General features: G+C 68.0%; 18 protein-coding genes. 8 read left to right on the top strand and 10 right to left on the bottom strand.

Features of this window, described 5'->3' with window-relative positions; translation table 11 throughout:
* Position 1: 1 nt before the first annotated feature.
* A complete protein-coding gene (locus M2299_RS06555; protein WP_099844556.1) occupies positions 2 to 205 on the bottom strand; it encodes a YdcH family protein in 204 nt (67 codons plus the stop codon).
* Between the two features lie 90 nt (positions 206 to 295).
* Between M2299_RS06555 and ttcA the strand changes: the two genes are divergently transcribed.
* Genes ttcA through M2299_RS06540 form a run of 3 tightly spaced genes read left to right on the top strand, consistent with a single transcriptional unit; the run spans position 296 to position 2973 of the window.
* Entirely contained in the window at positions 296 to 1192 is an 897-nt protein-coding gene (ttcA, locus tag M2299_RS06550; protein ID WP_088100834.1) for a tRNA 2-thiocytidine(32) synthetase TtcA, read from the top strand.
* Between the two features lie 36 nt (positions 1193 to 1228).
* On the top strand, positions 1229 to 2134 hold the full coding sequence (locus M2299_RS06545; RefSeq protein ID WP_025875418.1) for a recombination-associated protein RdgC: 906 nt from the start codon (positions 1229 to 1231) through the stop codon (positions 2132 to 2134).
* Positions 2135 to 2193: 59 nt separating this feature from the next.
* The gene (locus tag M2299_RS06540) at positions 2194 to 2973 is read left to right on the top strand and encodes a SprT family zinc-dependent metalloprotease (RefSeq protein WP_059063103.1); all 780 of its coding nucleotides are present in this window, start codon (positions 2194 to 2196) and stop codon (positions 2971 to 2973) included.
* Between the two features lie 419 nt (positions 2974 to 3392).
* On the opposite strand, the gene M2299_RS06535 is transcribed toward M2299_RS06540, so the two are convergent.
* Positions 3393 to 4262: a methylglyoxal synthase gene (locus M2299_RS06535; RefSeq protein ID WP_099844558.1), complete on the bottom strand. Its 870-nt coding sequence runs from the start codon at positions 4260 to 4262 to the stop codon at positions 3393 to 3395.
* A 154-nt stretch (positions 4263 to 4416) separates the two neighbouring features.
* Here M2299_RS06535 and M2299_RS06530 point away from each other — a divergent pair, with 154 nt between their 5' ends.
* Entirely contained in the window at positions 4417 to 6849 is a 2433-nt protein-coding gene (locus M2299_RS06530; RefSeq protein WP_280884088.1) for a response regulator, read from the top strand.
* On the opposite strand, the gene M2299_RS06525 is transcribed toward M2299_RS06530, so the two are convergent.
* From M2299_RS06525 to M2299_RS06515, 3 genes are all read right to left on the bottom strand, one after another.
* A complete protein-coding gene (locus tag M2299_RS06525; protein WP_025876048.1) occupies positions 6835 to 8280 on the bottom strand; it encodes an FAD-dependent oxidoreductase in 1446 nt (481 codons plus the stop codon). The genes M2299_RS06530 and M2299_RS06525 overlap by 15 nt on opposite strands.
* Positions 8281 to 8383: 103 nt before the next feature.
* Complete coding sequence (gltB, locus tag M2299_RS06520) at positions 8384 to 12838, bottom strand: glutamate synthase large subunit (protein ID WP_280884082.1); 4455 nt, start codon at positions 12836 to 12838, stop codon at positions 8384 to 8386.
* Positions 12839 to 13194: 356 nt separating this feature from the next.
* On the bottom strand, positions 13195 to 13584 hold the full coding sequence (locus M2299_RS06515) for an I78 family peptidase inhibitor (protein WP_025876043.1): 390 nt from the start codon (positions 13582 to 13584) through the stop codon (positions 13195 to 13197).
* A gap of 116 nt (positions 13585 to 13700) precedes the next feature.
* Here M2299_RS06515 and M2299_RS06510 point away from each other — a divergent pair, with 116 nt between their 5' ends.
* The gene (locus M2299_RS06510) at positions 13701 to 14762 is read left to right on the top strand and encodes a DNA topoisomerase IB (protein WP_032978407.1); all 1062 of its coding nucleotides are present in this window, start codon (positions 13701 to 13703) and stop codon (positions 14760 to 14762) included.
* Here the strand turns inward: M2299_RS06510 and M2299_RS06505 are convergent.
* Positions 14750 to 15094, bottom strand: coding sequence for a hypothetical protein (locus M2299_RS06505; protein ID WP_025876040.1), 345 nt, complete (start codon positions 15092 to 15094; stop codon positions 14750 to 14752). The two genes, M2299_RS06510 and M2299_RS06505, sit on opposite strands and share 13 nt — an antisense overlap.
* A gap of 217 nt (positions 15095 to 15311) precedes the next feature.
* Between M2299_RS06505 and M2299_RS06500 the strand changes: the two genes are divergently transcribed.
* On the top strand, positions 15312 to 16439 hold the full coding sequence (locus M2299_RS06500; RefSeq protein ID WP_280884081.1) for an SDR family oxidoreductase: 1128 nt from the start codon (positions 15312 to 15314) through the stop codon (positions 16437 to 16439).
* Here M2299_RS06500 and M2299_RS06495 read toward each other — a convergent pair.
* Positions 16436 to 17515 (bottom strand): serine hydrolase domain-containing protein, encoded by a 1080-nt coding sequence (locus M2299_RS06495; protein ID WP_099844568.1) that lies wholly within the window; start codon positions 17513 to 17515, stop codon positions 16436 to 16438. The genes M2299_RS06500 and M2299_RS06495 overlap by 4 nt on opposite strands.
* A gap of 229 nt (positions 17516 to 17744) precedes the next feature.
* On the opposite strand from M2299_RS06495, the gene M2299_RS06490 reads away from it, so the two are divergent.
* Positions 17745 to 18131, top strand: a complete 387-nt coding sequence (locus tag M2299_RS06490) for a BlaI/MecI/CopY family transcriptional regulator (RefSeq protein WP_025876036.1) — start codon at positions 17745 to 17747, stop codon at positions 18129 to 18131.
* 3 nt (positions 18132 to 18134) lie between these two features.
* Entirely contained in the window at positions 18135 to 20078 is a 1944-nt protein-coding gene (locus M2299_RS06485; RefSeq protein ID WP_059063112.1) for a M56 family metallopeptidase, read from the top strand.
* Positions 20079 to 20163: 85 nt separating this feature from the next.
* Here M2299_RS06485 and M2299_RS06480 read toward each other — a convergent pair whose 3' ends face one another.
* The 3 genes from M2299_RS06480 to M2299_RS06470 all read right to left on the bottom strand — a co-directional run bounded on the left by M2299_RS06480 (position 20164) and on the right by M2299_RS06470 (position 24082).
* A complete protein-coding gene (locus tag M2299_RS06480) occupies positions 20164 to 20487 on the bottom strand; it encodes an I78 family peptidase inhibitor (protein WP_025876032.1) in 324 nt (107 codons plus the stop codon).
* A gap of 89 nt (positions 20488 to 20576) precedes the next feature.
* Positions 20577 to 21596: a ribonuclease H-like domain-containing protein gene (locus M2299_RS06475; RefSeq protein ID WP_099786315.1), complete on the bottom strand. Its 1020-nt coding sequence runs from the start codon at positions 21594 to 21596 to the stop codon at positions 20577 to 20579.
* A complete protein-coding gene (locus tag M2299_RS06470; RefSeq protein ID WP_280884080.1) occupies positions 21593 to 24082 on the bottom strand; it encodes a DEAD/DEAH box helicase in 2490 nt (829 codons plus the stop codon). The genes M2299_RS06475 and M2299_RS06470 overlap by 4 nt, the downstream gene beginning before the upstream one ends.
* Positions 24083 to 24163: the final 81 nt, after the last annotated feature.

Genomic DNA, 24163 nt, shown 5'->3' with positions numbered 1-24163 from the left:
GTTACGCCGGTTCGTCCGGAATCTGCAGGCTTTCCAGCTTGGTGATGCAGTCCTTCAGCTGCAGCTTGCGCCGCTTCAGGCGCTTGAACTCCAGCTCATCTTCGCCGTTGGCGGCCATGCGCGCGATCTGTTCATCCAGCAACCGGTGCTCGGCGCGCAGGGCGACGAGGTGTTCGACGATTTCGGCGGGGTTGTAGGTGTCCACGGTCTCCGAGCATACACAGCGACGATGACTGCCGGGAGAGGGGAATCCCGACCCCGGGTCCGGGCTGCCACAAGCCGGTAGAATGGCGCCATGTCCGCCGTGATCTCCCTGCCCGATCCCCCGCAGCGCGTTCCGCGCGATCCGCGCGTGGACGGGCTCGGGGCGGACAAGCTGGGCAAGCGCCTGCGCCGCCAGGTCGGCCAGGCCATCGCCGACTTCGGCATGATCGAAGCGGGCGACAAGGTCATGGTCTGCCTGTCCGGCGGCAAGGACAGCTACACCCTGCTGGACCTGCTGCTGCAGCTGCAGAAAAAGGCGCCGGTGCCGTTCGAACTGGTGGCGGTGAACCTGGACCAGAAACAGCCGGGTTTCCCCGCGCACGTCCTGCCGGAGTACCTGGCCGGGCTGGGCGTGCCGTACCAGATCATCGAGCAGGACACGTATTCAGTGGTCAGCCGGGTCATCCCGGAAGGCCGCACGATGTGTTCGCTGTGCTCGCGCCTGCGCCGTGGCGCCCTGTACAACCACGCCAAGGCGCATGGCTTCAGCAAGATCGCACTGGGCCACCATTGCGATGATGTGGTGGCCACGTTCTTCCTGAACCTGTTCCACCACGCCAAGCTGGCCGCCATGCCACCGAAGCTGCTCAGCGACGATGGCCAGCACGTGGTGATCCGCCCGTTGGCGTACGTGCGCGAGCACGACATCGCCCAGTACGCGCAGGCGCGCCGTTTCCCGATCATTCCCTGCACCCTGTGTGGCAGCCAGGAAAACCTGCAGCGTCGGCAGGTCGGCCTGATGCTCAAGCAGTGGGACCAGGACCATCCGGGGCGCATTGAACAGATCGCACGTGCAATGGCCGACGTGCGACCTGCGCAGCTGGCCGATGCCGCCCTGTTCGATTTCATGGCCCTGGGCCGCCGTGGCGATGCGGCGCATGCCGATGCCTGGCCGGCCGACGCAGTTCCCGAGACGCCTGCCGTTTAAGGTCGGGCGCCCTTCTTCTTCAGACACCGGAATTCCATGTTCTTTCGCAACCTGACGTTCTTCCGCTTCCCGACTGCCACTGATTTTTCCGAAGTCGACACCCTGCTGCCGCACGCCCTGCTCAAACCGGTGGGCGCACTGGAAATGAACTCGCGTGGTTTCATCTCGCCATTCGGCCGCGAAGAGAAGGAAGTGCTCTCGCACCGCATTGCCGAACACCTGTGGCTGACCGTCGGTGGCGAGGACAAGATCCTGCCCGGCGCGGTGGTCAACGACCTGCTCGAGCGCAAGCTGGAGGAGATCGAAGAGAAGGAAGGCCGCCGCCCTGGTGGCCGCGAGCGCAAGCGCATGAAGGACGACCTGCTGCATGAACTGCTGCCGCGCGCCTTCGTGAAGTCCTCGCGCAACGATGCCTTCATCGACCAGCTGCACGGCTATGTGGCGGTGGACACCTCCAGCCGCAAGACCGGCGAATACTTCATGTCCGACATCCGCGGCCTGCTCGGCAGCTTCCCGGCGATGCCGCTGAACGCCGAAGTCGCGCCGCGTTCGATCCTGACCGGCTGGATCGCCGGCGAGCCCCTGCCCACCGGCTTCAGCCTGGGCGAGGAGTGCGAGATGAAGGACCCGGTGGAAGGCGGCGCGGTGGTCAAGTGCCAGCACCAGGAACTGCGCTGCGACGAGATCGACAAGCACCTGGATGCCGGCAAGCAGGTGACCAAGCTGGCCCTGGTGTTCGAGGACAACCTGTCCTTCGTGCTGGGCGACGACCTGATCGTGCGCAAGCTGAAGTTCCTGGACGGCGCGCTGGACCAGCTGGAACATGCCGACGAAGACGGCCGCCGTGCCGAGTTCGACGCCCGCTTCGCCCTGCAGAGTGCGGAGATCCGTCGCCTGTTCCTGCTGCTTGAAGAAGCCTTCAAGCTCAGCAAGGCTGACTGAACAGGCAGGCCGTCGGCCGCCGGTCATCCGGCGGCCTCGCACGGCGCTATGCTGGGACCATGAGCCGTCTGCTGCGCCGCCTGATCTCGCCGGTCCCACCCGCCACCGTGCAGCGCGATACCGTTCGCCTGCGCCTGGAGGATGTCGAGATCGAGATACTGCGCGTGCGTGATCCGCGCGCGCGCCGGATCAAGCTCAGCGTCGATGAGCGCGGCGCACGACTGACGTTGCCGCCGCGTGCCAGCCTGGTGATGGGCGAGCGCTTCCTCGAACTGCATCGCGAATGGCTGGGGCTGCAGCTGCGCCACTACCAGGGGCATGGTCTGCCCGCCGCGTTGCAGCCCGGCGTTGAAGGGGTGCTGCCGCTGCGCGGCGAGTTGTTGCCACTGCGCTGGCAGGAAGGCCGCTACGCGCGGCTGGAAATCGACGGGCACGGTGCCTGTGTGCAATGGCCGAGCCGTGGCGGCGATGCGACCCTGCGCCGCCTGCTGCGCGAATTCTACGAAGCACAGACCCGCGCCGATGTCGGCCGCTGGTTGCCGAAGTACCTGCCCGGCCTGCCGCGCGCGCCCAGCCGCCTGCGGTTGAAGGTGATGTCCTCGCAATGGGGCTCGCTGGCCCCCGACGGCAGCATGGCGCTGGACCTGGCACTGGTACTGGGCCGTCCCGCCGCCTTCGAGTACGTGCTGGTGCACGAACTCTGCCACCTGATCCAGGCCAACCACTCGCCCGCGTTCTGGCACGAAGTGGAACAACGCTTCCCCGACTGGCGCGAGCAGCGCGACTACTTCCAGCTGGAAGGGCGCAGATTGAAAGCAATGCTTCGGCAGCTGCTGTAGCGCTGTGATTTTGTAGAGCCGAGCCATGCTCGGCTATCGCGCACGGCGTGGATATTCAGCCATCGCGACCAAGAGCAGTCGAGCAAAATCGGCTCTAGTGAAGCGCGCACAGCGCGCGACCCGCTTCTGCTCCTGCTCTTCTTTTTCTCTTCCGTGGTGGCACGGAAACTGTCTGAGGTCGGGCGGGTGGGCCATGCAGGGGCGTTGGCGCCATGGATGGCGCCATCGAGCTTACAAGGGTGAGGGCGCTTTGCTTGCGAAGCACTGCTTCGCAAGCGACCGAACGCACAGCCGCCAGCGGCTGGGCCGGGCCCCGGAGGGGGACTTGCAGCGTCCCCTGCATGGCCCACCCGCCCGGCCAAGCGCGGCTTTTGATTGTGCCCCTGCGCCACGAGGGGCTCAGCCGTTGGCCGCAAACCTCATCGACCCGCGCGCAAGGCCGCCGCCTCCGCCCACCGCGCCGCCACGCGCGGCGCAGTGATGCACACCGCCTGATCGGTCACCGTGGTCACCGCCCGTTCCAGCAGCTGGATGTCCGCTTCGTGCTGGCGCGCCACGTGCGGATCCTCGAAGAAGATCGCGCGCTGGCAACGGCCTTCCAGCACGCGGTCGGCAATCTGCGCGTCGCCGCCCATCGGCCCGCTCTGGTAGCGCGTCACCCACGCCGCATCCGCTGGCCAGCCGCGGCTCCAGGCCAGCTCGTTCAAGCGCTGGCCGGTGGTACCGGTGGCGACGCGTTCGCCGAAGCGCGCCAGTACGTCGAAGTGTTCATCGGCGAACGCCAGCATCGCCGGCTTCATCGCATCGTGCGCGATCAACGCCAGCGTCTGCCCTTCGAATGCATGCAGGTCGTTGGCGCCTGTATCGGCAGCCAGGCCAGCATGGATGCGCTCCACCTCGATCCAGTCGCGGGCGGTGGCCACGGTGGAAATGAAAGGCTTGCCGTGGATCACGCACTGGCGCTTGAGCGCGGTCGCCTCGGGGAAAACCGAGGAAGGGTCCACCGGATCCATCAGATAGACCGCACCGTCCAGCGTACGCTCGGCGCCCATGCCCACCACTTCGGCCACCAGTTTCATCAAGCCGCCGTCGCGACCGTAGGGATAGCGCTGCAGGCCGTCGTAACCGGCAAGGAAGCCGTTGCGCTGGATCGCGTCGTGGGTGCGGCCGACCGCACACAGTGTCACGCCCAGTTCGCGCAGCCCGGGTTCGCTGGCGCGCAGCCAGCGGAACAGTGCCGCGCGCGCGTCGTGGTGATGGAGACGGTTGGCGGCCAGGCCGATGCGCATCGAAAGCTCCGGGATCGGTAGAAGCGGCAGTGTATGTCGCTATTGGCGGTTTCGGAGGGTTTTACAAATTTCCTCATTGTTGCTGGCAGGGGCGTCGCTAGCGTGGCAGGAGGCCGCACCGCGATGCGGCCATGCCCCTGCCTGCGACATGAGGATGTCCACCGTGAATGTCGCTGGCCCTTTGGCCCGCATCGCCGCCCTGTCGCTGTTGTCGGCGCCGGCCTGGGCCGGACAGTGCGAAGGCCCCATCCTGCTTGCCTATCCCGCTGACCGTGCGCCGTTGTCGTCCAGTCAGGACGACACGCCACAGGGGCTGGTGGCCGCCTACCTGGCGCTGCTGCAGGAGCAGGTGCCCACGCTGCGCGCCACACCGGTCGCGGCGACGACGCTGGCCGCTGCCGCGCTGCCTGCAGGGACCCACGCCGTGCTCGGCTGGCCGCGCGCGCAGACGCCGAAAGGCTGGGTGGCCAGCGTGCCCTACCTGCAGGTGCCGCAGGTGATCGTGCGACGCCCCGACGCGCTGCCAATCCACGGCCTGGACGGACTGCACGGTCGCGGCGTGGCCAGCCTCGACACCGTGCCGCTTGCCAGGGTGCTGGAGGAGTCGGGCGCGCATGTGCCGCTGCTGCAGGTGGCGGCGTTGGACAAGGCGCTGCAGCTGCTGATCAGCGGCCAGATCGATGCAGTGGTGGGCAACCTGGTGGAAGTGGAAGCGGCGCTGCGCGATCAGCCTGGCGGCGCGCTGGACGTGGCGGCGCCGGCCGGCTTCAGCGACGCACTGGTATTGGCGGCGCTGCCGGCGTGCGCGCACCTGGTGGATCGCTTCAACCAACTGCAGGCAGGCATGACGGAGGAGCAGCGCGAGGCATTGCGGGCCCATTGGGTCTCGACATCCCCTCGCCGCGGCCACGTGCCGCCGGTGTCGCCCCTGCGCGGCTTGATCGCAGTGCTGCTGATGCTGCTGACAATGGGCCTGGTGCACGCATTCGGCTACTGGCGACTGCACCGCGAAGGCCTGCGCAGGCAGGCGCTGGAGCAGCGGCTGCAGGAAGTCACCGCCAACCTGCCGGCGGTGGTGTACCAGGCGCGGCGCAGCAGCACCGGCGAGTACAGCGTTCCCCACATTGCCGGCGATGTGCATGCCCTGTTCGGGATCAGCGTAGATACCGCGCGGGTCGACCATGGAAGCCTGCTGGCAGCAGTCCATCCGCAGGACCGCCGCTCGGTGCTGGCCTGCGTTGATGCCGCCGCGCTGGTGCGCGGGCCCATCGACATCACCTTCCGCACGCGCGGCCCCAACGGCTGGCGCTGGGTACGTTCGCACGGGCGCCCGATCGCCTGCAGCGACAGCGGCGTGGAATGGAGCGGATACTGGATGGATGTCACCGAGGCGCGCGCACGTACGCAGGCACTGAACGATGCGCGGCGTGATGCCGAGCAGGATGCTGCCGCCAAGTCCCATTTCCTGGCCACCATGAGCCACGAGATCCGCACGCCGATGAGCACCATGCTGGGAATGCTGGAGCGCTTCGGCAACGGCGCGCTGGATACGCGCCAGCACCAGGTACTGGTGACCATCGATGATGCCGCGCAGATGCTGCGACAGATCCTTGATGACGTCCTGCACAGCCAACGCCTGCAGTCCGGGCCACAGCCACCGCAGTGCCTGCCCACCGACCTGGCCGGGCTGCTGCGTGCGGTGCAGCGCCTGCTGGTGCCGGTGTCAGCAAGCAAAGGGCTGCATCTGCGCTGCGAGGTGGATCCTGCGCTGCAGCGTGGATCGTTGGCCGATGCGCTGCGCCTGCGCCAGATCCTGTTCAACCTGGCAGGCAATGCGCTGAAATTCACCCTGCACGGTGGGGTGGACCTGCAGGTGCGGGTGCTGCAGCAGCGCGAACGTGGCCAGCAGCTGCGCCTGCAGGTGACCGATACCGGTGTGGGCATCAGCCGGGAGCGCCAACGGGCGGTATTTGCAGCATTTACCCAGGCCGACGCCTCCACCACCCGGCGCTTCGGTGGCAGCGGCCTGGGCCTGGCGATCTGCCGGGACCTGGCGGCATCGATGGGCGGGCAACTGCACCTGTGCAGTACGCCGGGCGTGGGCACCACGGTGTGGCTGGACCTGTACCTGCCGGCCTGCGAGGCGCCATCGGTGGAGCATCGTGATGATGCGGCTGGCCTGCACGAATTGCCGCCGGTACGGGTACTGGTTGCCGAAGACCATCCCACCAACCTGCAGCTGCTGATGCGACAGCTGCGGGATCTGGGCCTGCAGGTGCATGCCGCAGCCAATGGCGAGCAGGCCTGGCAGGCGTGGCAGACGCAACGGTTCGCGCTGGTCATTACCGACTGCCACATGCCGGGCATGGACGGCTTTGCCCTGGCCCGCGCGATCCGCGCCGATTCCCGTGCCGACGCGGCAAGGGTGCCGATCATTGCGTTGACCGCCAGCGTGCTCGACAGTACCCGCCAGGCCTGCCTCGACGCTGGCATCGATCATTTCATCGCCAAGCCGGTCGACCGCCAGGCACTGCATGCCACCCTGGCCGCAGTGCTGATGCCGCTCGATCTGTCAGTGCGCCAGTAGCCGGGCGATGCTGGCGGCGGCGTCGCGACCTTCGGCCACGGCGGTCACCACCAGGTCGGCACCGCGCACCGCGTCGCCACCGGCGAACAGGCGCGGATGTGCGGTCTGGAAGGGCAGCTTGCCCTTGCCTCCGGCGAGGATGCGGCCGTTGGCCTGGCCCTCCACGCCATGCTCGGCCAGCCACGACGGCACGCTGGGCGAGAAACCGAACGCGATGATCACCACGTCCGCTTCCAGCAGCGACTCGCTGCCCTCGATCTGTACCGCGTTCTGGCGGCCGTTGGCATCGGGTTCGCCCAGGCGCGTCTCGATGACGGTGACGCCGATCACTTCGTCATCGGCGCCGGCTTCGATCGACAGCGGCTGGCGGTTGAACAGGAAGCGCACGCCTTCCTCGCGCGCGTTGGCCACTTCGCGCGCGCTGCCCGGCATGTTGGCTTCGTCGCGGCGGTAGGCACAGGTGACCTTGGCCGCGCCCAGTCGCACCGCGCTGCGCACGCAGTCCATGCCAGTGTCGCCACCGCCGAGGACCACCACGCGCTTGCCGTTGAGGTCGGGCAGGGCGATCTGGTCTTCCCAGCCGGCGATCGGGCGGCCCTGCGGATCATCGCCGCCGACGATGCGGCTGTTCTGCACCAGGAACGGCAATGCCGGCAGCACGCCCTTCAGGTCCTGGCCGTCGAGGCCACCATCGGTGTAGCGATACGCGCCGGTACCGACGAACACCGCATCATGCGTGTCCAGCAGCTGCTGCAGGCTGATGTCGCGGCCGATCTCCACGCCGAGGCGGAACTGCACGCCCATGCCTTCAAGCACGTCGCGACGACGACGGATCACGTCCTTGTCCAGCTTGAAACTGGGGATGCCGAACTGCAGCAGGCCACCGACCTGTTCGTAACGGTCGTAGACCACCGCGGTGATGCCGGCATGCGCCAGGCGGTCGGCACAGGCCAGCCCCGCGGGACCGGCACCGATCACCGCCACCGTGTGGCCGGTGGGCTGCACCGCCGTCATGTCCGGCCGCCAGCCGGTAGCCAGCGCGGTATCGACGATGTACTTCTCCACCGCACCGATGGTGACCGCACCAAACTCTTCCAGCGTGCAGCTGCCCTCGCACAGGCGATCCTGCGGGCACACCCGGCCGCACACTTCCGGCAACGGGTTGGTGCTGTGGCACAGCGTGGCTGCTTCGTGGATGCGGTTTTCCTGCACCAGCTGCAGCCATTGCGGAATGGCGTTGTGCACCGGGCACTTCCAGCTGCAGTACGGGTTGCCACAGTCCAGGCAGCGACCGGCCTGGTACTGCGCATCCTCCTTGCCGAACTTTCCGTACAGCTCACCCCAGTCGCCGGAGGTGCGCAGTTCAACCGGGATGCGCTGCGGCATGGTCCGGGGCAGGTCGAGGAACTGGAAGGCGTGCTTGCGGCTCATGGCGGACTCTGTGGATTTCCGGATGCCGGCCAGCGGCCGGCACTACAGCGGTGGGGAAGCCGGTGCGCCCAGTGCATGCGGCGCATCCGTCACGTGCGGTGTGTCACGCCGCGCGGCGCAGGGTTTCGGTCAGCGACTCGATGCTGGCGGCCTTGGGTTTGACCAGCCAGAACTTGCCGATGTAATCACGGAACTCGTCCATGATCTGCTGCGCCCAGATGCTGCCGGTCAGTTCGCGATGACGGCCGATCAGGCGGTGCAGATGCTGGCGGTAGTTCTCGAACCCTTCGGCGGAGACGCGATGGATGTCGATCAGCTCGTGGTTGTAGCGGTCGACGAAATCGCGGTCCACGTCCAGCACGTAGGCCAGGCCACCGGTGAAGCCGGCACCGAAGTTGAGGCCGACCTTGCCCAGCACCAGCACCACGCCGTCGGTCATGTACTCACAGCAGTGATCGCCTGCACCTTCCACTACTGCCAGTGCGCCGGAGTTGCGCACGGCGAATCGTTCACCGGCACGGCCAGCGGCGAACAGCTCGCCACCGGTTGCGCCATACAGGCAGGTGTTGCCGATGATCGCGGTACTGCGTGCCTCGAAGCGTGCGCCACGCGGCGGACGCACCACCAGGCGGCCACCGGCCATGCCCTTGCCGACGTAGTCGTTGGCTTCACCTTCCACTTCCAGATGCAGGCCGCCGACGTTGAAGGCGCCGAAGCTCTGCCCGGCGCTGCCGCGGAAGCGCAGTTCCAGCGGCGATTCGGCCATGCCCTGGTTGCCGTGCGCGCGCGCCACGGCGCCGGCCAGGCGGGTGCCGATGCTGCGGTCGGTGTTGTGGATCAGGAAGCGATGCTCGCCACCGCGCTTGTGTTCGATGGCCTCGGCCAGCAGGCCGTCCATCTGCGTGGCCAGGCTGTCGGGAGATTCATACAGGCGCTGTGCGGCGCAGTGGCTGCCCGGGTAACTGGCGTCTGCCAGCAGCCGCGACAGGTCCACGCGCACGTCCTCGCGCGGCGAGACCTCAAGCTGGCGCAGCAGGTCGGTGCGGCCGACGATTTCCTGCAGCGAACGTGCGCCCAGTACCGACAGCCAGCCGCGTACTTCCTCGGCCAGCAGGCGGAAGAAGTTCTCCACGCGCTCGGGTTGGCCGGTGAAGTGGTTCTCGCGCAGGCGTTCGTCCTGGGTGGCGACGCCGGTGGCGCAGTTGTTGAGGTGGCAGATGCGCAGGTACTTGCAGCCCAGCACGATCATCGGCGCGGTGCCGAAGCCGAAGCTGTCCGCGCCCAGCAGCGCCGCCTTGACCACATCCAGGCCGGTCTTCAGGCCGCCGTCGGTCTGCAGCAGGGTGCGCCCACGCAGGTCGTTGGCCACCAGCGCCTGGTGCGCCTCGGCGATGCCCAGTTCCCACGGCACGCCGGCGTAGCGGATCGAGCTGACCGGTGAAGCACCGGTACCGCCGTCGTGGCCGGAAATGGTGATCAGGTCCGCACCGGCCTTGACCACGCCCGCCGCGATCGTGCCGACGCCGGCATGGCTGACCAGCTTCACCGACACCAGCGCGGTCGGGTTGACCTGCTTGAGGTCGTAGATCAGCTGCGCCAGGTCTTCGATGGAGTAGATGTCGTGGTGCGGCGGTGGCGAGATCAGGCCGATGCCCGGCCTGGCATAGCGCAGGCGTGCGATCAGTTCATTGACCTTGTGCCCGGGCAGCTGGCCGCCTTCGCCGGGCTTGGCGCCCTGCGCAACCTTGATCTGCAGCACTTCGGCGTTGACCAGGTACTCGGCGGTGACGCCGAAGCGGCCTGAGGCCACCTGCTTGATCTTGCTGCGCTTGTCGCTGCCATAGCGCGCCGGGTCTTCGCCACCTTCGCCGGAATTGCTGCGGCCGCCGAGGCGGTTCATCGCAATGGCCAGCGCTTCATGCGCCTCGGGCGAGAGCGCACCGAGGCTGATCGCGGCGGTATCGAAACGCGGGAACAGATCGCTGGCCGGTGCCACTTCGTCCAGCGGCGTCGGCGTTGCCGCCGGCACCAGCTGCAGCAGATCGCGCAGCGCCGACGGCGGGCGCGCATGCACGGCATCGCAGTACTGCTGCCACGCACGCGGGTCACCGCTGCGCGCTGCGCGCTGCAGGGTGGTCACCACGTCCGGGTTGTACATGTGGTACTCGCCGCCGTGCACGTACTTCAGCAGGCCGCCGACATCCACGCCCTGCTGGGCGTCCCAGGCCTGCGCGCACAGTTCGCGCGCGTCGGCATCCAGGCGCGCGAAGCCGGCGCCACCGATGCGCGACGCGGTATCGGGGAAGCACAGCTCCACGACCTCCGGCTCCAGGCCGATGATCTCGAACAGCTGCGCACCGCGGTAGCTGGCCACGGTACAGATGCCCATCTTCGAGATGATCTTGGACAGGCCCTTGTAGATGCCCTTGCGGTAGCGGCGGCCGATCTGCGACTGCTCACCGCCCTTGCTGAGCTTGAGGATGCCGCGTCGGCCGAGGTCGAACAGGGTCTGGTAGGCCAGGTACGGATACACCGCCGTGGCACCGAAGCCGAGCAGGCAAGCCATGTGGTGCGCGTCGCGCGCGGTGCCGGTTTCCACGATCAGGTTGACGTCGCAGCGCAGGCCCAGCCGTGACAGGTGGTGGTGGATGGCGCTGGTGGCCAGCAGCGCATGCACCATCGGCCTCCCGGCCACCGGGTAGCGGTCGGACAGCAGCAGCATCACCATGCCGTCGCGCGCAGCCTGTTCGGCCTCGACGCAGATGCGTTCGATGCCCGCACGCAGGCCTTCCTCTTCGCTGTAGGACAGGTCGAGCAGGCGGTTGGCCTGCACGTACTGGTCCATCTTCAGCAGCTGGCGCAGCTTGCGCTGGCTCAGCACCGGCGAGTTGAGGATGACGTGGTTCACCGTCTCCGGGCCGGCATGGAAGATGTTGGTCTCCTTGCCGAGCTGGGTGGACAGGGACATCGCGCAGTCTTCGCGCAGCGGGTCGATCGGCGGGTTGGTGACCTGCGCGAAGGCCTGGCGGAAATAGTCGTACAGCGGACGGCTGCGCTGGCTGAGCACGGCCATCGGCGTGTCATCGCCCATCGAGCCGGTGGCTTCCTGCTCGGTCTCGGCCAGCGGCCGCAGCACCTGTTCCACTTCCTCGCTGCTGAGCTGGTACAGCTTGTGGTAGCTGCGCAGGGTGCTTTCGTCGAACGGCTCTTCCACCAGCGACGGGTCGATCAGTTCGGTCTGCAGGTAGGTGACGCCCTGCTGCAACCACTGCTTGTACGGTGCACGCCCGCGGTTGATGCGGTCGATGGCCTCCGAATCGAGCAGGTCACCGCGCTTGAGGTCGATGGCGATCATCTCGCCCGGGCCGAGCTTGCCCTTGCGCACCACGCGCTCGGTCGGTACTTCCCAGACGCCTGCTTCGGAGGCGACCAGGAAGTGGCGATCGGCGGTCAGCATCCAGCGCGCCGGGCGCAGGCCGTTGCGGTCGAGGGTGCACACCGCGTAGCGGCTGTCGCAGGCGACGATGCCGGCCGGGCCGTCCCACGGTTCGCTGTTGAGGCCGTGGAACTCGTAGAACGCAGCCAGGTCCGGGTCCTTGAATTCCAGCGACTGCGTTGCCGGCGGCACCAGGATGCGCAGGGCCTGGATCAGCTCCATGCCGGCGGACACCATCAGTTCCAGCATGTTGTCCAGGCTCTGCGAATCGGAGCCGTGCATGGAGATGACCGGGTCGAACTCGCCGATGTCGAAACGGGGTGTCTTCCACACCTTGCTGCGCGCCTGTGCCCAGCGCCGGTTGCCTTCGATGGTGTTGATCTCGCCGTTGTGGGCGAGCATCCGGAACGGGTGCGCCAGCGGCCAGCGCGGCAGCGTATTGGTGGAGAAGCGCTGGTGGAACACGATGGCGCTGGAGGCCAGTTCGCGCCGCTGCAGGTCCGGGAAGAAGCGGCTGAGCTTGTCCGGCAGCACCATGCCCTTGTAGCTGATGGCGTTGGGGCTGAGCGTGGTGACGTAGTAGTCGGCGTGCGCGCGCAGCTGCTGTTCGCTGCGGCGGCGGGCCAGGAACAGGGCCAGGCCGAAGCCGGCGTCATCCTGACCGACGCCGGCATCGACGAACACCTGCTCGATGCGCGGCAGGGTATCGCGTGCCAGTTGTCCGCAGACGCTGTCGTCGGTCGGTACCTCGCGCCAGCCGGCCACCTTGCAGCCCACCGCTTCGATCTGCTGCTGCAGCTGCGTGCGGCAGGCCTGCGCGGCATCGGCATCGTGCGGCAGGAATACCAGGCCCGCAGTGAAGCGCGCGCCGACGGCGATGCCGGCTTCACTGGCCAGCAGTTTCAGGAAGGCATCGGGGCGGCGCAGCAGCAGGCCACAGCCATCGCCGGTGAGCCCATCGGCGGCGACACCACCACGGTGGGTCATGCGCGAGAGCGCAGCGATGGCGGTATCGACCAGCAGGCGCGAAGGCTGGTCGTCGAGCTGGGCGACCATGCCAAATCCACAGGCATCGCGCTCGGAGCGCGGGTCGTAAAGCCCTTGGCGGTTGCGGGGGGCCATCTCTACCTCGATGCAGATTGAAATGAACGGGGACACTCCTGCCCGCTCTGTAGAGCACGCCCTGTACGTCATGGTGGAGTGTGCCGCGCATGGCGCGCCCGTCGGGAAGCCGCTTGGCGCACGCCCATACGGCGTTGCTCACCTTGCGCAGGCACTCGCCTGCGCGGCGGCGCGCGCCTTGTCGGGCCGCACGCCAAGTGTCTTCACACTCACCCTGACGCACACGCCGTGCTCTTCCTGGAGCGCATCATGAGGCCACCGGATGCCTCGACTAGATCACAGGTTGCTGCAACGCCGCAATACACGGTTGCAGGCGCAACCAAAGCGCCGGCAAACGCTTGCCGGCGCGGGGTTCCTCAGCCGCAGCGGACGCCGCTTACCACGTCCTTTGCGTCCACTTCGATGTTCAGGCGGTCGCCCAGGAACTCCATCGTGGTGACGTCATTGGGGTGCAGCACGCGCAGCTGCTTGGCCGCGGCATCTTCCTGGGCCTGCTTGCCGAGCGCTTCGGTATAGGGCTGGCCGACCAGGCTCTGCACCTGGCTGGCATCGCAGTTGCCGACCGGCGGTGCTTCGGTGGCCTTGCCGGCTTCGTCGGCCGGCGCCTTGGCGGCCTCGGCGGCCTGCTGTGCGTGGGCGGTGGCCGAATCCTGCTCATCCAGCGACGGCGCCTGGCAGGCGGTCAGGGCCAGCACGGCCGGCAGCAGCAGGGCGGAGAGGGAACGGGCGCGGATCGGGAACGACATCATGACTCCGGAATGGAAGGGACGGTGAAAGGCCGAGCATAGCGGCGAACCCGCCCTCACGTGTTTGTCTTGCGTTATTGACGTGGCCACGCCGCGCCGATCGGCAGACTGCAGGCATGCCAGCGACCCCCACACCCGAACGCCAGGCCGCGCGCGCCGCCGGCCTGCGCTACGTCGATGACACCCAGCCCGGTTTCAGCCGCGTCCGCGCCGGCAAGGGTTTTTCCTATCGCGATGCCGATGGTCATGCCGTGCGCGATGCCGCCACCCTGCAGCGCATCCGCGCGCTGGCCATTCCACCGGCCTATACCGCCGTGTGGATCTGTGCCCGCGCCGATGGCCACCTGCAGGCCACCGGCCGCGACGCGCGCGGGCGCAAGCAGTACCGCTACCACGCCGACTGGGCTGCCGTTCGCGACGCCGGCAAGTTCGACCGCACCATCGCCTTCGGCCAGGCGTTGCCAGCGCTGCGGCGGCGCCTGGGCCGCGACCTCAAGCGCAGCGGTTTCCCGCGCGAGAAGGTGCTGGCGGTTGTGGTCGCGCTGCTGGCCGACACGCTGGTGCGGGTGGGCAATGAAACCTATGCGCAGGAGAACAAGTCATACGGCCTGACAACGTTGCGCAACCGTCACTTGGACCTGCTTCGGGGTGGCCGGGTGCGCATGCGCTTCCGCGGCAAGTCCGGGCAGTTGCAGGAGGTGGTGGTCGGTGACCGTCGGCTGGGCGCGCTGGTGCGCAGCGTGCAGCAGCTGCCGGGTCAGGCCCTGTTCCAGTACCGCGACGACGCGGGCGAGGTGCAGCCGGTGGATTCGGGCGCGGTGAACGACTACCTGCGCGAGGTGATGGGCGAGGACTTCACCGCCAAGGACTTCCGCACCTGGGGCGGCACGATGGCGGCGGTGCAGGCCTTCGCCGCCACCGAGCTGCCCGAGCCGGCCAGCCAACGCGCGCTGGCCAAGGCGCAACGCGAGGTTGTGTGCCAGGTGGCTGCGCGCTTGGGCAATACGCCAGCGGTATGCCGCAAGGCCTACATTGATCCCTGCGTGTTCGCCGGTTGGGAACGCGGCGAACTGACCGCACTGGCGGGCCTGCGCGGCCCGCGGCAGTGGGAGCAGGCCACATTGAAGGTGCTGCGCCGGGCCCGGCGGCTCAGCCGCAAGGCAGGTCAGCCGCAGTAGATGGCGGTGATGTTGTTGGTGCGGCCGGTTTCGATGGTCAGGCGATCCCCACCTTCCGTGGCTGCGCCGGCGGCCGGATCGGCAGCGCCGCTGGCGGTGTTGCCGCTGCGCTCGCGGCTGCCGCGGGTTACCTGCACGTGCAGGCTGTCGCTGTCCACGCGCGCACGTTCGATGGTCATGCCCGAAGCGGCCAGGCCGACTGCGCCGCGCACCTTGTCGGTGTGGCACTGGCCTGAAATCACCCCATCGATCGGCTGGACCTGGGCGACCGGGCTGCTGCTGCAGGCGGCGAGAGCGAAGCAGACGGCGGCGGTGGCAATGGCATGTTTCATGGGGGGCGTTCCTCGTGTTGTGGCCTGCAGGGTGCGACGACACGCGTGGTGGCGGAATGAATGCCGTGCACGCGATGGACACAGTTCGCTCACTGTCGCCAACAGCCTGCGTGGAGACACTGCACGAGCGGCGCACGCCGCCCCCGGTACTGCGGCGCACGCGCCCCGGTAGTGCCGGCCGCTGGCCGGCAACCCCCATCCTCCCGAGGAGACCTGCATGGCCACCACCAAGAAGACCCCCGCCCGCCGCAAGGCATCGCCGAAGGTACGCAAAGGCACCCAGGCAGCGCCCGCCGCCGCCGAAGCCACCACGTCCGAGCGCCCGCGCGTGGTGAAGACCGCCACCCGCAAGGCCGCCGCTTCCGATCCGCGCGCGGCGCGTGTCGCAGCACGGCAGCGGCGCCTGCAGGACCAGGAAAAAGCGAAGGATGTACGCGTAGCGAAGGAGGCGGCAAAAAAGGCGACCAAGAAGACCACCACCCAGGCTGGCCCGCGCCATCAGCCGGAGAAGATGCCGGCGCAGCATCTGGCCAAGCCCGGCCATGAGCACGCACTGGAACTGGCCCCGCGCTTCCTCGCGCCGGATTACGTCGGCAGCGGCAAGCTGCAAGGGATGCGAGCCATCGTCACCGGTGGTGATTCCGGCATCGGCCGGGCGGTGGCGGTACTGTTCGCCCGCGAAGGCGCCGACGTTGCCGTGCTGCATCTGGATGAAGCCAAGGACGCCGAGTTGACGCGTCAGCACGTGGAAAAAGAGGGCGGCCGCTGCGTGGTGATCGCCGGCGACGTGCGCGACCCGCGCTTCTGCAACAAGGCAGTCAAACAGGTGGCCAAGGCGTTTGGTGGCATCGACATCCTGGTCAACAACGCGGCGTTCCAGCTGCACTGCGAGCGCCTGGAAGACCTGGAAGATGCGCACCTGCAGGAAACCCTGCAGACCAACATCGGCGGTTACATCCAGATGGCACGCGCAGTGCTGCCACACTTGGGCGAGGGCGCCAGCATCATCAACACCGGCTCGGAAACCGGCCTGTTCGGCAGCAAGGCACTGATCGATTACTCGGCTACCAAGGGCGCGATCCATGCGTTCACCAAGGCGCTGGCCAGCCAGTTGCTGCCGCGCGGCATCCGGGTCAACTGCGTGGCGCCGGGGCCGGTGTGGACGCCGTTGAACCCGGCCGACAAGCAGGCCAAGGACGTGGCCGAGTTCGGCAAGGACAGTGACATGGGGCGGCCGGCACAGCCGGAAGAACTGTCGCCGGCCTATGTGTTCCTGGCCTCACCGGCCTGCGCCAGCTACATCAGCGGGGTGATCCTGCCGGTGATGGGCGGGCCGCGCGGTTAGCGCGCGGCGGCGCCGCTCTTGGGTGCGGCAGTGTAGAAACCGGCGATGCGCGGTATGAACTGCTGCGGATTGGCGCCGACCAGATTGGTCAGCACGACAACGGCGAGTTCGCGCTCGGGATAGACGATGAAGGCTGAGCGCGCGCCGCCCATGCCACCCACCTGCAGGTCGGGCGCGGTGCTGAACACCGGCCAGCCTGCGGCCCAGTCGCCAGCACTGCCATCATTGAGGCGTTCGGCCGTCCACATCTGCTGCACCGCGCGCTGCTCCAGCAGGCGTCCCTCCTGCAATGCAACCAACCAGCGCGCGGTGTCATCGGCCGTGGTGAGGATGCCGCCGCCGGCCCACAGGCCGGGCGGCATGTCGTAGAACCAGTGCGACAGGCGCGGCGGTGCATCCTTTGCATCGCTGGCGCGTGGCAGGTAGCTGTACATCGTCGCCGCATCCGGGATCAGGTCGTAGCTGTCGCCAAAGGTGGTGCGTGCCATGCGCGCGGTGGAGAACTGGCCGGTGGCCAGGAAGCGTTCGTAGGGCATGCCGGATTGCCGCGCGATGATCCGCGCCAGCAGCAGGTAGTTGGTCTGGTTGTACTGGAAACGCTCGCCGGCCCTGGCCTCTGCCGGCAGCGCGCGGACCGCCTGCCATGCGTCCTGTTCCGAACCCCCACCCAGCAATCCCTCTGCATCGAGGATGTCGGGCAGGCCGGAGGTGTGGGCGAGCAGCTGGCGCACCCGCACTGCCCGCCAGCTTTCGGGCAGGTCGTCGAGATAGCGCGCGATGGGCGCGTCCAGATCCACCCGCCCGTCCTGTGCCAGCTGCGCCAGAGCGACGCCGGTGAAGGATTTGGTGGCCGAGTTGAGCGGGAACCGGGTGCTGCGGGTGGCGACCACACCGTTCTCGACGTTGGCCAGCCCATAGGTTTCCGACAGCACCACCTGGCCATCCTTGACCACCGCGATCTGCAGGCCCGGGATGCGCTGTTCCTGCATGGTCTGGCGGATGAAACGACGGGTCTGGTCGTTGGCCTGGTCCTGGTTGGCGGAGACGGCGGCGAAGGGCAGCAGGCTGATGATCATGAGCAGGGTTCGTAGCGTCTGGCGAGTCATGCGGGTTCCCGGAGGTCGGAAAGATCGGCGGCGGTGACGGCTGCCGCAGGCGACAGGCCATGGGTCGGATGCGCGCCCGGCGTAAAAGGTTTAAGCCGGCTGCGCGCGCTACCGTTCGTCGGCCCATGACTTCCGGGGGGTTGACTACAGGTGTCGTCATGGCAACAGTAGCGACACGTGTAGTCAATGGAGTGTTGTCATGCGTGGCAAGACCATCGGGGACCAGGAACTGGCCCTGCTGCAGTATGTGGATGAGCAGGCACCGGCCAGCGTCGGCGAGGTCGCCAGCGGCTATGGCGAACCGCGCGGACTGGCCCGGTCCACGGTGTTGACGATGATGGAGCGCCTGCGCGCCAAGGGTTACCTGCAGCGCAGGCAGCAGCAGGGTGTCTACCGTTACCAGCCCACCCGTGGCCCGGAGAGCGTGCTGCAGGGCGCCGTTGCCCAGTTCGTCGACAACACGCTGCAGGGCTCGGTGTCGCCATTCGTGGCGTACCTGTCGCAGCGGCAGAAGGTCAGCGACAACGAACTGGCCGAACTGGAAGCGCTGGTGGCCGAACTGCAATCGCGTCGCCAGGAGGACTGAGCCATGGATACCTCGATGTTGATTCCGATGCTGGAACGGCTGGGCTGGACGAGCCTGCAGACCGTGCTGCTGGTGGCGCTGGTGTACCTGCTGTGCCGCGCGCTGCCGGCACTGTCGGCGGCCACCCGTTGCCGGTTGTGGTGGCTGGTGTCGCTGCAGGCGGTGGTCGGTCTGTTGTGGAGCCAACCGCTGCAGCTGGCCTGGTTGCCCGCACCCGATGCGGTGGCAATGACGACCGTGGATCTTGCGGCGGACGCGATATATACGATGGCACCGGAGGCATCGGCGCACCTGCTGGCGAACACGCCGATGGGTGATGTCGGCAGCACCCCGGTGGCCTGGTGGGCATTGGCCCTGGCCGCGCTGTGGATGTCCGGTGTACTGCTGATGGCGTTGCGGACCTTTGGCGAATGGCGCCGTTGCCGCGCGCTGCTGGCGGCGTCGTATCCGTGCGAGGACCAGGCACTGGTGCAGGCGCTGCAGCTGGCTTCGGATGCGCACGGCCTGCGCCGCGCGCCGCGCCTGTGGATGAGCGACCAGGTGGACGCGCCGCAGTTGGTCGGGCCGTTCCGTCCGGTGCTGCTGCTGCCGGCGGGAATGAACGCGCTGCAGGGCGATGCGCTGGACCTGGCGCTGACCCACGAGCTGCAACACCTGCAGCGTCGTGACCTGCAGTGGGGGCTGCTGCCTGCCTTGGCCCAGCACCTGTTCTTCTTCCATCCGCTGCTGCGCCTGGCCGTGCGCGAATACGCCCAGGCCCGCGAGGAAGCCGTGGATGCGGCGGTGGTCGGCCAGCACGGTGCCAGCCGCCATGCCTATGGCCGGTTGCTGCTGCAGCTGGGTGTGGCGCCGCAGCCACACCTCGGCGTGGCCAGCGCAGCGCCCAGCACCACCAGCCTCAAGCGCCGCCTGCTGTCGCTGCAGTCGCACCGGGCGTGCCCGCGCCTGCTGGCCGTCGGCTTGACGCTGGTTGTATTGGCCGTGGGTGTGGCGCCGATGCGGCTGGTGGCCGCGCCGGTCCCGCCTGCACCGCCGGCACCGCCGCGCGCTGTGCCAGCGCCGCCGCCGCCGCCCGCAGCACCCCCGGCACCGGCAGCGCCGCCTGCCGCAGCGGTACCGGCAGAGCCGGCCGACTGGGCCGAGCCGGCAGAACCCGCCGAGCCTGAGGAACCTGCCGACGTCAATGAAGACGAGGAGCAGGACGCAGGCACCCATGCGCACTCGCAGACCACCATCGTCACCCATGGCCAGCTGGATCTGGGTACGCCGCCACAGCAGGCCTTCGTTCTCGTCGATCACGGCCAGGCGTTCGCCAATGCCGGCATGGACGATGTGATGCAGGCGCGCAGCCGGCTTGGTGACGGCCCCGCCCTGTGGTTCCGCCAGGGCGACAAGCGCTACGTCGTGCGCGATCCGATGCTGATCCAGTCGTTGCAGCGTGCCTATGCCGGCGCCGTCGACCTGAGCCGCCAGCAGAGTGAACTGGGGCGCCAGCAGAGTGTGCTGGGTCGTCAGCAGGGCCAGCTCGGCCGCGAGCAGGGCGAGCTGGGCAGGCTGCAGGGCGAAGAGGCGCGTGAAATCGCCCTCGCAGCCGCACGGGCTGCACGCAGTGCGATCAACGATCGCGACATCAATCGCGAAGCGGCAGCCGAAGCGGCGCGGGCTACACGCGGCGCGGTGGATGATGCGGCGATTGCACGCAAGGCTGCGGCCGAAGCACAGCGCGCATCACAGGTTGCCCGCAACCAGGCGCTGCAGTCCGAGCGTAGCCGCGAGATGAGCCGACTCGCCAGCCAGCAGGCCGCGTTGGGAAGCCAGCAGGCGGCACTGGGCAGTCAACAGGCCGCGTTGGGTGAGCGTCAGGCACGGCTGCAGGCACAGGCAGCGAAGCAGGCAGAGCAGGTCATCGCGCGTGCGCTGGCCAGCGGCAAGGCCGAGCGGCTCTGACAGAGCGGAGCGCCGGGCCATGCCCGGCGCCCGCAGCGGCGCGTATGCGAATGGAATCCGCCGGTCAGGGCCCGGCGCTACCCCATCAACCGCAGCTGGCGCGTTCGATACGGTTCTGTGCGTCCACCTGCACGGTCACCCGGTCCTGGCGGAAGTCCATGGTCACCGCCATCCCCGGTTTGACCACGCGTGCGTTGCGCGCGCCACTGTCGGCCACCAGCTTCTTGATCGTCGCTTCGTCGGCGGTCTTGCCGGTGAATGCGTCCAGCGCCTCGGGGCGGCACTCCTGCGGACCATCGGACACCTTGGCCGGCAGGCTGCCGGCATCGGCGGAGGCGTTGCCACCGGCATGGCTGCAGGCGGCCAGCGGCAGGATGGCCGCAAGCAGCAACAGGGGGGATCGACGCATGGCAGTACTCCTGGGTGGTGTTCAGTAGCGGCAGTGTCGCCGAGCGCTGTGTCAGTGATGTCAACGCGGCCTGGATCCACCCTCTCCGTTCATCCGCTTACCAGCGCCAGGGTCTCCCGTTCGCGCTGCTCTTCCCGCACCAACCGCTGCAGCAGCAGGGCCAGGGTCACCACGTCCTGGTGGTTGTGGTCGGCCACCCGGCGCAGATTCACCGCATCACCGCCGCGCAGGAAGCGCAGCCATGCGGCGGGGGCTTCCGAGCCGGGCAGGTCATCTTCGCGCACCACGCGCAGCAGTTGCCGCTCGATGGTGGACAGCTTGCAGTTCTCCCACGTACCGCGGTAACGGCGGCGAGTGGGATACAGCAGGTCGACATGGTCCAGCGCGGTGATGGGATCGGCCTGGCGGGCCAGCCGATAGCGTGTCTTCAGCAGTGGGGCATCGTAGCTGCGGCCGTTGTAGCTGCAGAACACGGTATGCGGCTGCAGCCAGCTGGCGAAAGCGGCCAACATCGTTTCCTCGGCAGCCATCGTCGACATCAGCAGCTGGCGGATGCGCAGGCCTTCGCCACGCTGCGGGCACACATGCCAGTCGGCGGCACCGATCATGAAGGCGCGGGTGCCGGTGCCGCCGGCCAGGCCGGTGGTCTCGGTATCGAAGAACAGCAGGTCGCGCGCAGCCACGTGTTCACCCTCGCGCTTGGCGAAGGCCAGCGACAGCGGCATGGCGGGAATCGGCTGCGGCAGCAGTGACTCGATCAGGAACAGGCCGGGCGCAATCTCGTTGCCGGGCAGTTGGCGATCCTGCGCGCTGGCGCGTGCCGGCGCAGGGCCACCCCGCGAGCGCATGCCGAGCAGGCGATGCAGGCTGCCGACCTCGGGCCGTCGCAGTGCTGCCGGCGCAGGCGTGGTGGTGGCGGTGCCGGTCGGCTTGTGGCGGATCTCCTGTTCCACCCAGGCAAATACCGAACGCTCGGCCGGTGGCTGCCGCGCATCGTTGGCGGCCATGAGTGCCGGCGGCGTCTGCTGCGTCGGCGCGGCAGGCGTGGCTGCTTTCGGGTCACCCGCCTGCTTGCGAAGCAGCCGCAGCTTGTCCAGGCTCAGGCTCACGGGGCGATCAGCTCCATCGGGTCGCGTGTGCTCACCACCACATCGGCCACATGCTGGCAGGCCTGCGCATCGAACAGGTCGAGCACGCGCAGCGCCAGCGCACGCGGCGAGGTTTCATCCTGTTCCTGCGCGGCAAGCACCGGACCGACGCAGGCCGGGCAACCCGCCTTGCAGTCGCAGCGCTGTACCAGTTCGCGCGCGCGCTGCACCAGCTCGGCCTGGCGCTGCCACAACGGCTCGCTCAGGCCGACGCCACCCGGGAAATTGTCGTACAGGTATACGGTCGGCACGAATTCCTGCAGCAGTTCCACCGCGCCAGGCTCGCCATCGCTGCCCCGCAGCTGGCCGCGCCCGCTCTGGTCGGCAATCGCGATCCAGGTGCCATCGCCGTTGCCCACCGACTTCTGCAGGTCGCGCGCATCGGCCATCACCGCCACCGTGGCTACGATGTGCAGTGCATAGGCGGCGCCGAGGAACCCATCCAGCGCATCCTGCTTGCTGGCGAAGGCGCGCAGCAGCAGCGCCTGCGGCAGCTGCCACCACACCGCGGTGGTGTGCAGTTCCTGGTCGGGCAGGTTGACCGGGCCGTAGCCGATGTTCTCGTGGGTGTAGTAGCGGATCTTCTTGTAACCGGCCACGCGGCGCACCACGTGCACTTCGCCATGGTGCGAATCACCGCGGCCGGCCACGCCGCCATCGAAACGGTCCAGCACCTTGAGCTTGGTGAAGTCGATGCTGTCGGTGTAGTAGTCCACGTGGGTGCGGGTGACGTAGGCCTTGCGGCCTTCCCAGTCCAGCGTTTCCACTTGGTAGGGCGTGGACTGCACCATGTGGATGGCGCCTTCGTACAGGGTCAGCGCTGCAGCGGAGTAGTCCACTTCGGCGATGATCTGCTGGCGGCCATCGCTGCGGTCGACCACCACGAAGTTGCCATCGGCCACCGCGCGCAGGCTGACCGCGTTGGCCGGATAGCTGTCGGCGATCCACTCCCAGCGTTCGCCTTCGCGGTGGATGACCTCGGTTTCGGCCAGTGCTTCCAGGAACACCTCAGGATCGATCGGGCCGAAGCCATCGCCGACCCGGAACGGCAGTTCGAACGCCGCGCAGCGGATGTGATCGAACAGGATCAACGGCTGGTCGGGTGCGATGCGTGCGTGTTCCGGCGACGCCTCGGCGAAGAAGTCCGGATGGCGCACCACGTACTGGTCCAGCGGCTGCGAACTGGCCACCATCACTCCGAGTGCGGGCTGCTGGCGGCGTCCGGCGCGGCCGAAGCGCTGCCAGGTGGCAGCCACGCTGCCGGGGTAACCGTTGAGGATCACCACGTCCAGGCTGCCGATGTCCACGCCCAGTTCCAGCGCCGAGGTGCTGACGATGCCGTCGATGTTGCCGGCACGCATCGCACGCTCGGTCTCGCGGCGCTCGGTGGGCAGGTAGCCGCCGCGGTAGGCGCGGATGCGGGGTGGCTTGCGCGGATCGTGATCGAAGATGTCCTTCAGGTACTTGGTCAGCACCTCCACCATCAGCCGGGTCTGCGCGAACACCAGCGTCTTCAGCCCGGATTTGATCGCGATGCGGGCGATGCGGTTGCTCTGCGAGCGCGCCGAGGCACGCAGGCCCAGGTCGGGGTTGATCACCGGCGGATTCCACAGCAGCACCTGCTTCGGCCCGCTGGGTGCACCGGATTCGGTGATTGCGGTGACCGGTGCTTCGATCAGCGCCTCGGCATGCGCCTGCGGGTTGCCGATGGTGGCCGAGCACAGGATGAACTGCGGTTGCACCCCGTAGAACGCGCAGATGCGCTTGAGCCGGCGCAGCACGTTGGTGACATGGCTGCCGAACACGCCGCGATAGGTGTGTATTTCGTCGATGACGATGTAGCGCAGGTTCTCGAAGAACTGCGCCCACTTGGTGTGATGCGGCAGGATCGCCTGATGCAGCATGTCCGGGTTGGAGACCACGATGTCGCCATGCAGGCGGATCGCCTGCCGCGCGTCGCCGGGGGTGTCGCCGTCGAAGGTGAAGGCCTTCACTCCGAGGTCGCCGGCGCGGTTGAGCTCCAGCAGTTCGGCCACCTGGTCCTGGGCCAGTGCCTTGGTGGGGAACAGGTACAGCGCCTTGGCCTTGTCCTGCATGGCGGCGCTGACCACCGGCAGGGTGTAGCACAGCGACTTGCCGCTGGCGGTGGGGGTAACGATGGCGACGTGGTCGCCACGCTGGCTGGCCTCCCATGCCTCGGCCTGGTGGCTGTAGAGCTGCTCGATGCCGCGTGCCTTCAGTGCCGCAGTCAGGGCCGGTGGCACGGAATCAGGAATCGGCGCATAGCGGCCTTCGCGGCCGGGAATGGCGAAGCTGCCGGTGATGCGATCCTGGTAGCGGCGCTGCAGGCGTGCACTGAGCAGTGCGCCATCGCGCGCGGGCAGGCCATCGCGGGTGGCGAGCTGCTGCTCCGCATCGGCGGTGCGCTTGGCGAGTTCGTAGGCCATGGAAGATGGAGCCGGGACATTTTTCGAGGGGTCACATGGCACCACATTCACGTCTCAGGATGTGAGACACGGCGATGGGAT

Source organism: Stenotrophomonas sp. 1278 (assembly GCF_029892765.1).
GTDB classification, from domain to species: domain Bacteria; phylum Pseudomonadota; class Gammaproteobacteria; order Xanthomonadales; family Xanthomonadaceae; genus Stenotrophomonas; species Stenotrophomonas indicatrix.
Note: the sequence above shows the minus strand (reverse complement) of the source record. Positions and strands in the feature narration are given on the sequence as shown.

What these genes read in the sequence shown, in the direction of transcription:
- ttcA (WP_088100834.1), top strand. Translation starts at nt 296, where the DNA reads ATGTCCGCCGTGATCTCCCTGCCCGATCCCCCGCAGCGCGTTCCGCGC.
- M2299_RS06545 (WP_025875418.1), top strand. Translation starts at nt 1,229, where the DNA reads ATGTTCTTTCGCAACCTGACGTTCTTCCGCTTCCCGACTGCCACTGAT.
- M2299_RS06540 (WP_059063103.1), top strand. Translation starts at nt 2,194, where the DNA reads ATGAGCCGTCTGCTGCGCCGCCTGATCTCGCCGGTCCCACCCGCCACC.
- M2299_RS06535 (WP_099844558.1), bottom strand. Translation starts at nt 4,262, where the DNA reads ATGCGCATCGGCCTGGCCGCCAACCGTCTCCATCACCACGACGCGCGC.
- M2299_RS06530 (WP_280884088.1), top strand. Translation starts at nt 4,417, where the DNA reads ATGTCCACCGTGAATGTCGCTGGCCCTTTGGCCCGCATCGCCGCCCTG.
- M2299_RS06525 (WP_025876048.1), bottom strand. Translation starts at nt 8,280, where the DNA reads ATGAGCCGCAAGCACGCCTTCCAGTTCCTCGACCTGCCCCGGACCATG.
- gltB (WP_280884082.1), bottom strand. Translation starts at nt 12,838, where the DNA reads ATGGCCCCCCGCAACCGCCAAGGGCTTTACGACCCGCGCTCCGAGCGC.
- M2299_RS06515 (WP_025876043.1), bottom strand. Translation starts at nt 13,584, where the DNA reads ATGTCGTTCCCGATCCGCGCCCGTTCCCTCTCCGCCCTGCTGCTGCCG.
- M2299_RS06510 (WP_032978407.1), top strand. Translation starts at nt 13,701, where the DNA reads ATGCCAGCGACCCCCACACCCGAACGCCAGGCCGCGCGCGCCGCCGGC.
- M2299_RS06505 (WP_025876040.1), bottom strand. Translation starts at nt 15,094, where the DNA reads ATGAAACATGCCATTGCCACCGCCGCCGTCTGCTTCGCTCTCGCCGCC.
- M2299_RS06500 (WP_280884081.1), top strand. Translation starts at nt 15,312, where the DNA reads ATGGCCACCACCAAGAAGACCCCCGCCCGCCGCAAGGCATCGCCGAAG.
- M2299_RS06495 (WP_099844568.1), bottom strand. Translation starts at nt 17,515, where the DNA reads ATGATCATCAGCCTGCTGCCCTTCGCCGCCGTCTCCGCCAACCAGGAC.
- M2299_RS06490 (WP_025876036.1), top strand. Translation starts at nt 17,745, where the DNA reads ATGCGTGGCAAGACCATCGGGGACCAGGAACTGGCCCTGCTGCAGTAT.
- M2299_RS06485 (WP_059063112.1), top strand. Translation starts at nt 18,135, where the DNA reads ATGGATACCTCGATGTTGATTCCGATGCTGGAACGGCTGGGCTGGACG.
- M2299_RS06480 (WP_025876032.1), bottom strand. Translation starts at nt 20,487, where the DNA reads ATGCGTCGATCCCCCCTGTTGCTGCTTGCGGCCATCCTGCCGCTGGCC.
- M2299_RS06470 (WP_280884080.1), bottom strand. Translation starts at nt 24,082, where the DNA reads ATGGCCTACGAACTCGCCAAGCGCACCGCCGATGCGGAGCAGCAGCTC.